We start from the raw sequence: 12,759 nt of genomic DNA on the forward strand, positions 1-12,759 counted from the left end.
AGGGAAATATCGCAAGTAGTGATACTTGCGATAATTACTATTATTAAATTTTACAAGCGCCGCCTTCGCAATCAGCATCTTCTTGCTCGATATGACTATCTGCAGCACCGTCTCGGGTGTTGTGGTAATACAAGGTTTTAATACCCAGTTTATAAGCGGTTAAAATATCTTGTAAAATTTGTTTTACAGGTACTTTACCACCATCATATTTGGCAGGGTCGTAATTGGTATTTGCTGAAATAGTTTGATCAACAAACTTTTGCATAATGCCTACAAGCTCTAAGTAACCTTCATTGCTTGGTATATTCCACAATAATTCGTAGTTACCTTTTAAGGTTTCATACTCTGGTACTACTTGTTTTAATGTTCCATCTTTACTAGCTTTTACACTAATAAGTCCTCGAGGAGGCTCTATACCGTTGGTGGCGTTTGATATTTGTGAGGATGTCTCAGAAGGCATTAATGCAGAAACTGTTGAGTTTCTTACCCCATGCTCCTTAATACTAGCTCTTAATGCTTCCCAATCAAGGTGTAAAGGCTCAGCTGTTATTTTATCTATTTCACGTTTATAGGTATCAATAGGTAAAATACCTTGTGAAAGGCGTGTTTCATTAAATTTAGGACAAGCGCCTTGTTCCTTCGCTAGCTCGTTCGACGCTTTTAGTAAATAGTATTGAATAGCTTCAAAGGTTCTATGTGTTAAGTTATTTGCACTACCATTAGAATAGAATACGCCATTTTTAGCTAAATAATAAGCGTAGTTTATAACCCCTATACCTAGAGTTCTTCGTCCCATCGTTGCATTTCGGGCTGCTGGAACTGGATAGTCTTGATAATCTAGTAAGCTGTCTAGTGCACGTATAGCAAGGTCTGCAAGTCCTTCTAATTCATCTAGGCTCTTAATTGCCCCTAAGTTGAATGCCGATAAAGTACATAACGCAATTTCACCGTTAGGATCATTTACATCATTCATTGGCTTTGTAGGTAGTGCAATTTCTAAACATAAGTTACTTTGACGAATCGGAGCCATAGTCGGAATGAACGGACTATGAGTATTACAGTGGTCAACGTTTTGTAAATAAATACGACCAGTGCTTGCTCGCTCTTGAGCAAACAATGTGAATAGTTCTATCGCTTTTATACGTTTTTTGCGAATACTATCATCAGCTTCATATTGAAGGTAAAGTTGTTCAAACTTATCTTGATCTTCAAAAAACGCATCATATAAGCCAGGTACATCGCTTGGGCTAAATAAAGTAATTGATTCACCTTTTATCAAACGCTGATACATAACTTTATTAAACTGCACGCCGTAATCTAAGTGTCGAACCCGGTTTTCTTCAACTCCTCGGTTGTTTTTCAAAACTAGCAAGCTCTCCACTTCTAAATGCCATAAAGGGTAGAAAAGGGTAGCAGCACCACCTCTAACGCCACCTTGAGAGCAACTTTTAACTGCAGTTTGAAAATGCTTGTAAAAAGGAATACAACCTGTGTGAAATGCTTCACCATTTCTAATAGTGCTTCCTAGTGCACGAATACGTCCAGCATTAATTCCAATGCCTGCACGTTGTGAAACATATTTTACAATAGAACTTGAAGTGGCGTTAATTGAATCTAAACTATCGCCACATTCAATTAATACACATGATGAAAATTGTCTTGTTGGTGTACGAACACCAGCCATTATAGGAGTTGGTAGTGATATTTTATATGTTGAAATAGCATTATAAAAACCTTCAACATAAGTTAAACGTGTTTCAGCAGAATATTTAGCGAATAGGCAGGCTGCAACTAATAAATAGAGAAATTGTGCACTTTCATAAATTTCACCAGTTACTCGATTCTGTACTAAGTATTTACCTTCTAGTTGTTTTACTGCAGCATAGCTAAATGTGAGATCACGACTATGATCTAAGAAGCACTCCATTTTTTCAAATTCAGCTTGGCTATAATCTTCTAGTAAGTGTTGATCATATTTACCTGTATTAACCATCTTTACGACATGAGAATAAAGAGTAGGCGGTTCAAATTGGCCGTAGGCTTTTTTACGTAAATGAAATATAGCTAAACGAGCAGATAAAAATTGATAATCTGGTGTGTCCTCTGAGATAAGATCAGCGGCAGACTTGATGATAGTTTCATGAATATCTTCAGTTTTAATGCCATCATAAAATTGAATGTGTGATTTTAATTCTACCTGAGACACAGATACGTTATTTAAGCCTTGAGCAGCCCATGCAATAACTTTATGAATTTTTTCTAAATCGATGAGTTCTTTTTTGCCGTTGCGCTTGGTTACAAAAAGATTGTTATTCATGAAGATCCTGTAAATCTAGTTATTATTTTAGTTATCCCGATGGATTGCTAGCACTTTGAAATACCGCATGGTTATATGAAAATCCCCAAAAACGATAAAACACTATATCTAGGGTTTTATGCAAAGTGTTATCACAAGATAATGAGGTTTAGGTTTGATTGCAAGGGGTAAAACAGTTTAAATTTTTATCAACTTTATATATCTAAAAGCGGGGTTAGTAATGACTAACTGAGTACCGCTTTTTAATTTTGATTTTATAAAAAGGCAATGCTTTTTTGATATTATTTTTAGTGAATAAAAAGCTTTAATCAATTTGGTTATAAACATATCTCAAATAAGAATATAAAATATTTTTAATTTTAAAATCAGTTGTTTATATATTTTGCTCAATAAAGGTACAGCTTGCTTATTTAATCAACGCTTTAATTTCTAATGGGGATTCACAGCTAAAATCACTCGCCCACTGAGCACATTCCTCGGGGTTTAGTATATAGCCCCATTGTGCAATTATTGTTGTCATGTTGGCCGCATTCCCTGCTTCTATATCTCGAGGAGCATCTCCAACATAGAGAGTGTGTTTAGGATCAACGTTTATTTGCTGACATGCGTGCAGTAAAGGTTCCGGATCTGGCTTTCTTTTCGATAGAGTATCACCACCAACAATAACTTGGCATTGATTAAATTCAGGAAAGCTTGGTAGTAATTTTAATGTTAAATTTTCAGGTTTATTGGTAACTATTCCCCATGCTATGTCATTAGCTTCTAAATATTGGATAAGTTCAATTACCCCAGAATAAATCTCAGTATTTTCAGCAATGTTTTGTTCGTAGTAAGTCAAAAATTCGTGACGTAGTTGGTCAAAATTATATGAGCTAAGTTTATCTTTAAAACCTAATTCTAGTAAGCCTTTAGCACCATCAGAAGCTATAGGTCTATATGATGCGCGTTTAATTATGGGTAAGTCATATTGTGTTAAAACATAGTTTAAACTTTCACCTAAATCGTTAGCTGTATCAAGTAATGTACCGTCTAAATCGAATAAAACAGCTTGTGTAGTTAGTGAACTTGGCATCATTAAACCTTTTGACAGCATAAAATATAATTAACATCCAAATCATTATTAAGCTTATGATTTTCAGTGATCGGGTTGTAATGAATACCTGCTGCATCAATACATTTTAGTCCATATTTTTCTGCCCAGTTTATGAGTTGAGAAGGGCGAATAAATTTGTCATGTTCATGCGTACCATCAGGTACAATTTTTAATATTTTTTCAGCTGCAACTATAGCCAGTAAATATGATTTAAGTGTTTTATTTAGTGTTGAAAAGAATACATAGCCACCAGGTTTAACCATGTCGGCACAAGCCTTAATAACAGAAGACGGATTGGGTACATGTTCTAACATTTCCATGCAGGTTACAGCGTCTAAACATTCAGGGTGCTCTAATGCAAATTGCTCAGCTGGAATTTGTTGATAATCAACCTTAACCCCCGTTTCAAGTGCATGTAATTTAGCTATATTAAGAGGCTCTTCCCCCATATCAATGCCCGTTACATTCGCTCCTAATTTAGCTAAGCTCTCTGCTAAAATTCCTCCACCACAACCAACATCCACAATGCTTTTATCAAAGATATCACCGAGATGTTGAATAATAAATTGCTGGCGAATTGGATTAATTTGATGGAGAGGTTTGAAATCACCGGCTAAGTCCCACCATTGGTGAGCTACTTTCTCAAACTTAGCTATCTCTTCTGGGTTTACATTAATTGTCTGTGACATAGGTTTAGGTCGTTAGTGATAAACTAAAATTGAGCAAGATTCTAAACGATTATATCTTCCCCGCAAGTTATAAAGTTGATTTTTATATGTCATTAATAAAGTGAAATGAGTAATTAATATATAAAATAAGCTGTTTGATGATTGTTTTAAGATGAGAAATAAAGTGTGTTAAATAGCAAGAAATATTAAGGGAAAGCAAACGGCAAAAATTAAATATTAAATAAAGATGATTAATTAATGTTCAATTACTGTTTTGGTATAGATTCTGATTTATTCATAACAATTAATTATCAATAAAAACAATTAATTAGTGGTAATAGATAGTCAAAGTAATTTTCACTTGAAAAGATGACGTAACCAGCGCAAAATGTCAGGTCATAAAGAGTAGGGTATGATGATGACTTTGTGTTAGCATACAGGCCTTATTAACAATAATAATGTCAAAATTTATTTTAGGGATACCGCCGTTTTATGACTGATCTGGCTAAAGAAATTCTTCCTGTCAATATTGAGGATGAGCTGAAAAGTTCCTACTTAGATTATGCAATGAGTGTAATTGTAGGACGAGCATTACCTGATGTTCGCGATGGATTAAAGCCTGTACATCGTCGTGTTTTATTTGCGATGAACGTATTGGGTAATGATTATAATAAACCTTATAAAAAGTCAGCCCGTGTGGTTGGTGATGTAATAGGTAAGTATCACCCACATGGTGACATCGCAGTTTACGACACGATTGTTCGTATGGCTCAGCCTTTCTCACTTCGTTATATGTTAGTTGACGGACAAGGTAACTTCGGTTCTGTTGATGGTGACTCAGCTGCAGCAATGCGTTATACCGAAATTCGCATGGCGAAGATATCGCACTCAATTCTCGCAGACCTTGATAAAGAAACGGTAGACTTTGTACCTAACTATGATGGGACTGAGCATATACCCGCTGTAATGCCAACACGTATTCCTAACTTACTAGTTAATGGTACGTCGGGGATTGCTGTAGGTATGGCAACGAATATACCACCGCATAACTTAACTGAAGTGATCAATGGTTGTTTAGCTTATATCGAAAATAACGATATCACTATTGATGAACTAATTGATTACATACCTGGCCCTGACTTTCCAACTGCAGGTATTATCAGTGGTAGAGCAGGCATTGAAGAGGCCTATAAAACAGGCCGTGGTAAAATAAAAATTCGTGCACTTGCTGACATCGAAGTTGATGATAAGTCGGGCAAAGAAACCATTATTGTTCATGAACTTCCATACCAAGTAAACAAAGCTCGCTTAATAGAAAAAATGGCTGAGCTTGTTAAAGAAAAACGTCTTGAAGGTATTTCTGCTTTACGTGATGAATCTGATAAAGATGGTATGCGTATGGTGATAGAAATTAAACGTGGAGAAGTAGGTGAAGTTGTTTTAAATAACTTATATAAACTTACTCAAATGCAAGTCTCGTTTGGTTTAAATATGGTTGCGTTAACCAATGGTCAACCTAAGTTATTTAACCTTAAAGAAATGCTTGAAGCGTTTGTTCTTCATCGTCGTGAAGTTGTTACACGTCGAACCATATTTGAATTACGTAAAGCTCGTGAGCGTGCCCATATTCTTGAAGGTCTTTCTATTGCATTAGCCAATATTGATCCGATAATCAAACTGATTAAAGAATCAAGTAATAGAAAAGAAGCCGAAGAAAAGCTAATCGCACAAGGTTGGGAATTAGGTAATGTAAGTGGAATGCTTGCTAGTGCAGGTACCGATGCCGCCCGCCCTGAATGGTTAGAACCTCAATATGGTATTCGTGACGGTTTATATTATCTAACTGCTGAACAAGCCAAAGCAATTGTTGACCTACAGTTATATAAATTGTCAGGCATGGAACATGAAAAAATTCTAAGTGAGTACAAAGCGTTATTAGACCTTATTGGCGAATTGATGCATATTTTAGCGAGCCCTGAACGATTAATGGAAGTTATTCGAGAAGAGTTAGAAGCTATTCGTGATGAATTTGGTGATGAACGCCGCACTGAAATAACTAATGCTTCACATGATTTATCTTTAGAAGATTTAATATGTGAAGAAGATGTTGTTGTGACCTTATCAAATGAAGGTTATGTAAAATATCAAGTACTTTCAGATTATCAAGCACAGCGTCGAGGTGGTAAAGGCAAAGCTGCAACGAAAATGAAAGAAGAAGATTTCATTGAAAGGTTACTTGTTGCAAATACCCATGATACGATTTTATGTTTTTCTAACCGTGGAAAACTATATTGGTTAAAAGTGTATCAATTACCATTGGCAAGCCGTACGGCTCGTGGCCGACCTATTGTCAACTTATTGCCTTTAGATAGTGATGAAAAGATCACTGCGATTCTTCCGGTTCGTGAATATGAAGATGATAAATTTATTATCATGGCAACTGCTTCTGGCACAGTGAAGAAAACGCCATTAACCGCGTACTCTAACCAAAGAGCCAATGGTATTATTGCCCTTAACTTACGTGATGACGACACATTAATTGGTGTTGATATTACTAACGGTGAAAATGACATTATGTTGTTCTCAGATGCTGGTAAAGTTGTTCGTTTTAACGAAAAAGCTCGTGATAGTGAAACTGGTGAAGTGAAGCTTGATCCTGAAACAGGTGAAGAGGTTCATGCCTTAAGGGCAATGGGACGTACAGCAACTGGTGTTCGTGGAATTAGACTTGAAGGTGATCAAAAAGTTGTTTCATTAATTGTGCCTAAAAACGATGGTGCTATCTTAACTATTACACAGAATGGCTATGGTAAACGTACTGATTTAGCAGAGTATCCAGCAAAAAGTCGTGCGACAAAAGGTGTTGTATCAATCAAAGTTAGTGATCGTAATGGACCTGTTGTAGGTGCAGTACAAGTGGAAGAGCTTGATGAAATAATGCTGATCACAGATAACGGTACACTTGTTCGTACACGTGTTAATGAAGTCAGTGTTATTGGCCGTAATACTCAAGGTGTTCGTATTATTCGTACTGCAGAAGAAGAACACGTTGTTGCTTTACAGCGTATTGATGAAATTGAAGAAGACGAATCACTTATTTATGAAGGTGAAGATGGTGAAAATGTATCTACAGAAGAAGTGGTAACATCATCATCAAATGAAACACCTGAGCCTGAAGAAAGTAATGAACTCAACGAAGGCGATAACCATGAGTAGTTACCGCTGAGTAAACACTAAATAGGCGGTTAAACCGCCTATTTTTTTGACTAAAATAAATTATTTTAAATATAGAGAAGGAAGTTAAAACGTATGTCTGCTGTCTATAATTTCTGTGCTGGACCTGCTATGTTGCCAGCGCCAGTGATGGTTAAAGCGCAATCTGAGTTTATTAATTGGAACAACACAGGTTGTTCCGTAATGGAACTTAGCCATCGTAGTAAAGAGTTTATGGCTGTAGCATCGAAGGCGGAATCGGATTTACGTCAATTAATGTGTATTCCTGATAATTATAAGGTTTTATTTTGTCATGGTGGCGGACGTGGACAGTTTTCAGCCGTCCCTCTTAACCTTTTACCTAAAAATAAAAGTGCTGACTACGTGGTGACAGGGGCATGGTCGAAAGCAGCAGCTCTAGAAGCTGCTAATTTTGGACAAATAAATACGATTAATGTTGTAGAAGAATTAAATGGTAAGCGACAAATACAAGATCCAGCACAATGGTCATTAAGCCCTGAGGCTGCTTATGTACATTATTGCCCTAATGAAACCGTAGACGGACTTGAGCTGTTTGAAATACCTGAAAGCCATGGCGTACCTTTGGTTGCTGATCTGTCTTCTACTATTTTATCGAGAGAAATAGATGTTTCAAAGTTTGGTTTAATTTATGCCGGTGCCCAAAAAAATATTGGCCCTTCAGGTTTAACTATTGTTATTGTCAGAGACGATCTTCTAGGTAATGCTCATATTAGTACACCATGTATATTAAATTATCAAACAGAAGCTGATAATGGCTCTATGTACAATACTCCCCCAACATATGCTTGGTATTTAGCAGGGTTAGTGTTTGAGTGGTTACATTCTGTAGGTGGTGTTAAGGCTATTCAAAAAATAAATAAAGAAAAGGCTGAATTAATTTATCGTTATGTGGATAGCAGTAGTTTTTATCGTAACGATATTGTGCCGCAACATCGTAGTTTAATGAATGTACCTTTTTGGTTGAATGATGAGTCACTCAATAACGCTTTTCTTAGCCAAGCTGAAGACGCAGGGTTATTAGCACTTGCAGGACACAGAATGGTGGGAGGTATGCGCGCGAGTATTTATAATGCGATGCCGATTGAAGGTGTACAGAAATTAGTAGAATTTATGCACGAATTTGAAAAGGAAAATAGCTAGTATGGAACAGTTAACATTAAATCCAATTGGCAGAATCAACGGCGAAGTATTTTTACCAGGTTCAAAAAGTTTATCTAATCGTGCGTTATTAATTGCCGCGTTAGCTAAAGGTACAACCAAAATTACCAATTTATTGGTAAGCGATGACATTAAACATATGTTAAACGCATTAACTAGCCTTGGTATTAAATATACGTTGAGTGATTGCGGAACCGAATGCATAGTTACCGGTAATAATGGTTTTTTTAAAGTAGATGAGCCTACTGAATTATATTTAGGTAATGCAGGTACTGCTATGCGTCCTTTGTGCGCAGCACTCGCTGCGAGCGAAGGTGAGTTTGTCTTAACGGGCGAACCAAGAATGAAAGAAAGACCTATTGGGCATTTAGTTGATGCATTACAACAACTAAATGCTGATATTGAATATTTAGAAAATACCGATTATCCGCCAGTAAGAATAAAAGGTAAAAACTTATCTGCTAAAACCGTAACAATTGATGGTTCAATATCTAGCCAATTTTTAACGGCTATTTTGATGATTACTCCTTTACTTGATTGCGATACCCAAATAGAAATTGAAGGAGAATTAGTCTCAAAGCCTTATATTGATATTACTCTTAATATTATGCAGCGATTTGGTGTTAATGTTGAAAATAACGACTATCAGTCATTTCATGTTAAAGGTAACCAATCTTATCAATCTGTTGAAAGTTATATGGTTGAAGGCGATGCTTCTTCAGCATCATATTTTTTGGCAGCCGGTGCTATTAAAGGTGGAGAAATAACTGTTCACGGTGTTGGTAAGCTAAGTGTTCAAGGTGATAAGCACTTTGCGGATGTTTTAGAAAAAATGGGGGCTGATGTTATTTGGAATGATGAATCAATCACTGTTATTGGCAAACCATTGAATGCAATTGATATGGATATGAATCATATTCCTGATGCAGCTATGACTATTGCCACTACCGCGCTTTTTGCTAAAGGTACAACATCAATTAGAAATATATATAACTGGCGAGTAAAAGAAACAGATCGCTTATTTGCCATGGCAACAGAGTTGCGTAAAGTTGGCGCAGAAGTGATAGAAGGTGAAGACTTTATTTCAATTACACCACCAGAAACCATTAAACATGCAGAAATTGATACTTATGACGATCATAGAGTTGCAATGTGTTTTTCATTGGTTGCGTTAAGTGATACACCTGTCACAATTAATGATCCTAAGTGTACGGCAAAAACTTTTCCAGATTACTTTACTAAATTAGCTGAAGTTTCGTGCTAATTTGTAACAGTTTAATTTTTTCGCGATTTTGAAATCTAATTGCCGTATAATCTCGCCGATTTGCAACATTAGGAGATAAATGTATGCAGGAAAATATTCCAGTAATCACGATAGATGGCCCAAGTGGCGCGGGTAAGGGGACAGCAGCACGCTTAGTTGCAGAAAAACTTGGTTGGCATTTACTTGATAGTGGTGCTATTTATCGAGTACTTGCTGTTGCTAGCCAGCATCATCATTTAGGTGTTGAAGAAGAAGAGCCACTTATCCCTATTGCTGCCCATTTAGATGTGCAATTTGAAATTAGCTCTTCAGGCGAAAGTAAAGTGATACTTGAAGGTGAGAATGTTACTGAGATCATTCGTACCGAAGAAATTGGAGAGCTTGCATCAAAAGTAGCTGCATTTCCAAGAGTTCGAGAAGCGTTACTTCGTCGCCAAAGAGCTTTCAAAAGTGCCCCTGGTTTAGTTGCTGATGGTCGAGATATGGGGACAGTGGTATTTACCACAGCACCAGTAAAGGTCTTTTTGACTGCGAGCGCGGAAGAGCGAGCGCAGAGAAGATTTAATCAGTTGAAAGCAAAAGGCTTTGATGTTAAAATCGGGCGCCTTTTGGATGACATACGTCAACGGGATGAGCGAGATCAAAACCGTAAGGTGGCTCCGCTTATACCTGCAGAAGGTGCGTTAATGCTTGATTCTACTGACCTTTCTATAGATGAAGTGGTTGATAAAATTTTGTCATTTACTAATGAAAAATTAACACAAACGGCTAATTCTTAATTCTGAGCATTAGTTTTTTACAAACAACCTAGCGTATGGATGCAATAGGTTTTATTAATAACCCCATGATACATGTAAGTAGATTGGATTAAACACTGAGTTCATATACACATTATGACTGAAAATTTTGCACAACTTTTTGAAGAAAGTTTAAAAGAAATCGAAACACGTCCAGGTTCTATTATTAAAGGAACTGTGGTAGCCATCAACAAAGACAACGTTTTAGTTGACGCCGGCTTAAAATCTGAAAGCGTAATTTCTATCGATCAGTTTAAAAATACTGCCGGTGAAGTAGAAATTAATGTTGGTGACGAAATTGATGTTGCATTAGATGCAACTGATGATGGTTTCGGTGAAACAATTCTTTCTCGTGAAAAAGCAAAACGTCATGAAGCATGGCAAGTGCTTGAAAAAGCATACGAAGAAAAAGAAACTGTTATCGGTGTTATCAACGGTAAAGTTAAAGGTGGTTTCACGGTTGAAGTTAGCAACATTCGTGCTTTCTTACCAGGATCATTAGTTGATGTTCGTCCAATTCGTGACACAGCTCACCTTGAAGGAAAAGATTTAGAATTTAAAGTTATTAAGCTTGATCAAAAGCGTAATAACGTTGTTGTTTCTCGTCGCGCAGTTATCGAATCAGAAAGCAGTGTAGAACGTGATCAATTATTAGAGTCATTAGCAGAAGGCATGGAAGTTAAAGGTATCGTTAAGAACCTTACTGACTACGGTGCATTCGTTGATTTAGGTGGCATTGACGGTTTATTACACATTACAGATATGGCTTGGAAGCGTGTTAAACACCCAAGTGAAATCGTAAATGTTGGTGATGAAATTCAAGTTAAAGTATTGAAATTTGACCGTGACCGCACACGTGTTTCATTAGGTATGAAGCAGTTAGGCGAAGATCCATGGGTTGCTATCGCTAAGCGTTACCCTGAAGGTGCTAAACTTTCTGGTCGTGTAACTAACTTAACTGACTATGGTTGTTTCGTTGAGATTCAAGAAGGCGTTGAAGGTTTAGTTCACGTTTCTGAAATGGATTGGACTAACAAAAACATCCACCCATCTAAAGTTGTTAACTTAGGTGATACTGTTGAAGTTATGGTACTTGAAATTGACGAAGAACGTCGTCGTATTTCATTAGGCCTTAAACAATGTATCCCGAACCCTTGGGAAGAGTTTGCTAAGAACTTCAACAAAGGTGATAAAGTTTCTGGTAAGATCAAATCAATTACTGATTTTGGTATCTTTATCGGTCTTGATGGTGGCATTGACGGTCTTGTTCACTTATCTGATATTTCATGGGCTGGCGGTGAAGAAGCTGTTCGTGAATACAAGAAAGGTGATGAAATCTCAGCAGTTGTATTACAAGTTGATCCAGAACGTGAGCGTATTTCATTAGGCGTTAAGCAAACTGAAGATGATCCGTTTAATCAATACCTTGCAGATACTAAAAAAGGTGCTATTGTTACAGGTAAGATAGTTGAAGTTGACGCTAAAGGCGCTAAAATTGAATTAGCTGAAGGTGTTGAAGGCTACTTACGTGTATCTGACATCTCTCGTGATCGTATTGAAGATGCTACAACTGAATTATCAGTTGGTGATAGCGTTGAAACTAAGTTTATGGGTGTTGACCGTAAGAACCGTTCAATTAGCTTATCTATTAAAGCGAAAGATCAAGCAGATGAGCGCGATGCTATGGAAAACTTAAACCAACCTGAAGATTCTGGTTTAAGTGCAATGGCTGAAGCGTTTAAAAACGCTAAAAGTTAATTTTAGCCAGGAACCGGAGAAGAGCTTTAAGTAAAAGCTCTTCTTTAATTTAAAACCATTGGCGTGATGCTAAATGACACTGGGAGGTCTAATGACCAAGTCAGAACTCATTGAAAGATTAGCGGATAAATTAAGTCATTTGTCTGCGAAAGATGTAGAACAAGCGATAAAAGAAATTCTTGAAATGATGGTACAAACCTTGTCTAAAGGTGATCGTATTGAAATTCGTGGATTTGGTAGTTTTTCCTTACATTATCGTGCTCCACGCATTGGGCGTAACCCTAAAACAGGTGAGTCAGTTAGCTTATCTGGTAAGTATGTTCCGCATTTTAAACCTGGTAAAGAATTACGGGAAAGAGTTAACCTCTCGTTATCGTAATTGAAAAGTTTACTATTAAACGGCATGCTATCGCATGCCGTTTTTTTTCACTTGGCTTAAAGGGATAGTA

9 protein-coding genes are annotated in these 12,759 nt (G+C 36.8%); 6 read left to right on the forward strand and 3 right to left on the reverse strand.

Annotated elements, in window-relative coordinates; translation table 11 throughout:
- Positions 1-43: 43 nt before the first annotated feature.
- The 3 genes from nrdA to ubiG all read right to left on the reverse strand — a co-directional run bounded on the left by nrdA (position 44) and on the right by ubiG (position 4,099).
- On the reverse strand, positions 44-2,317 hold the full coding sequence (nrdA, locus tag IE155_RS10000; RefSeq protein ID WP_189378117.1) for a class 1a ribonucleoside-diphosphate reductase subunit alpha: 2,274 nt from the start codon (positions 2,315-2,317) through the stop codon (positions 44-46).
- Between the two features lie 406 nt (positions 2,318-2,723).
- The gene (locus IE155_RS10005) at positions 2,724-3,410 is read right to left on the reverse strand and encodes an HAD family hydrolase (RefSeq protein WP_229817209.1); all 687 of its coding nucleotides are present in this window, start codon (positions 3,408-3,410) and stop codon (positions 2,724-2,726) included.
- Entirely contained in the window at positions 3,392-4,099 is a 708-nt protein-coding gene (gene ubiG / locus IE155_RS10010; RefSeq protein WP_189378118.1) for a bifunctional 2-polyprenyl-6-hydroxyphenol methylase/3-demethylubiquinol 3-O-methyltransferase UbiG, read from the reverse strand. Before ubiG ends, IE155_RS10005 begins: the two co-directional genes overlap by 19 nt.
- Positions 4,100-4,570: 471 nt before the next feature.
- Between ubiG and gyrA the strand changes: the two genes are divergently transcribed.
- The 6 genes from gyrA to ihfB all read left to right on the forward strand — a co-directional run bounded on the left by gyrA (position 4,571) and on the right by ihfB (position 12,689).
- A complete protein-coding gene (gyrA, locus tag IE155_RS10015; protein ID WP_189378119.1) occupies positions 4,571-7,294 on the forward strand; it encodes a DNA topoisomerase (ATP-hydrolyzing) subunit A in 2,724 nt (907 codons plus the stop codon).
- A gap of 93 nt (positions 7,295-7,387) precedes the next feature.
- Complete coding sequence (gene serC, locus IE155_RS10020) at positions 7,388-8,473, forward strand: 3-phosphoserine/phosphohydroxythreonine transaminase (RefSeq protein WP_189378120.1); 1,086 nt, start codon at positions 7,388-7,390, stop codon at positions 8,471-8,473.
- 1 nt (position 8,474) lies between these two features.
- Entirely contained in the window at positions 8,475-9,755 is a 1,281-nt protein-coding gene (gene aroA / locus IE155_RS10025) for a 3-phosphoshikimate 1-carboxyvinyltransferase (protein ID WP_189378121.1), read from the forward strand.
- 83 nt (positions 9,756-9,838) lie between these two features.
- Entirely contained in the window at positions 9,839-10,534 is a 696-nt protein-coding gene (gene cmk / locus IE155_RS10030; protein WP_189378122.1) for a (d)CMP kinase, read from the forward strand.
- 114 nt (positions 10,535-10,648) lie between these two features.
- Positions 10,649-12,310 carry a 30S ribosomal protein S1 gene (rpsA, locus tag IE155_RS10035; RefSeq protein WP_189378123.1) on the forward strand — a complete coding sequence of 554 codons (1,662 nt, stop codon included), beginning with the start codon at positions 10,649-10,651 and terminating at the stop codon, positions 12,308-12,310.
- Between the two features lie 91 nt (positions 12,311-12,401).
- The gene (ihfB, locus tag IE155_RS10040; RefSeq protein ID WP_189378124.1) at positions 12,402-12,689 is read left to right on the forward strand and encodes an integration host factor subunit beta; all 288 of its coding nucleotides are present in this window, start codon (positions 12,402-12,404) and stop codon (positions 12,687-12,689) included.
- Positions 12,690-12,759: the final 70 nt, after the last annotated feature.

The sequence above is a fragment of the Thalassotalea profundi genome (assembly GCF_014653195.1).
Classification (GTDB): Bacteria; Pseudomonadota; Gammaproteobacteria; order Enterobacterales; family Alteromonadaceae; genus Thalassotalea_B; species Thalassotalea_B profundi.

Excerpts from the sequence above, each read along its gene's own strand:
- nrdA (WP_189378117.1), bottom strand. The coding sequence starts at position 2,317 with ATGAATAACAATCTTTTTGTAACCAAGCGCAACGGCAAAAAAGAACTC.
- IE155_RS10005 (WP_229817209.1), bottom strand. The coding sequence starts at position 3,410 with ATGCTGTCAAAAGGTTTAATGATGCCAAGTTCACTAACTACACAAGCT.
- ubiG (WP_189378118.1), bottom strand. The coding sequence starts at position 4,099 with ATGTCACAGACAATTAATGTAAACCCAGAAGAGATAGCTAAGTTTGAG.
- gyrA (WP_189378119.1), top strand. The coding sequence starts at position 4,571 with ATGACTGATCTGGCTAAAGAAATTCTTCCTGTCAATATTGAGGATGAG.
- serC (WP_189378120.1), top strand. The coding sequence starts at position 7,388 with ATGTCTGCTGTCTATAATTTCTGTGCTGGACCTGCTATGTTGCCAGCG.
- aroA (WP_189378121.1), top strand. The coding sequence starts at position 8,475 with ATGGAACAGTTAACATTAAATCCAATTGGCAGAATCAACGGCGAAGTA.
- cmk (WP_189378122.1), top strand. The coding sequence starts at position 9,839 with ATGCAGGAAAATATTCCAGTAATCACGATAGATGGCCCAAGTGGCGCG.
- rpsA (WP_189378123.1), top strand. The coding sequence starts at position 10,649 with ATGACTGAAAATTTTGCACAACTTTTTGAAGAAAGTTTAAAAGAAATC.
- ihfB (WP_189378124.1), top strand. The coding sequence starts at position 12,402 with ATGACCAAGTCAGAACTCATTGAAAGATTAGCGGATAAATTAAGTCAT.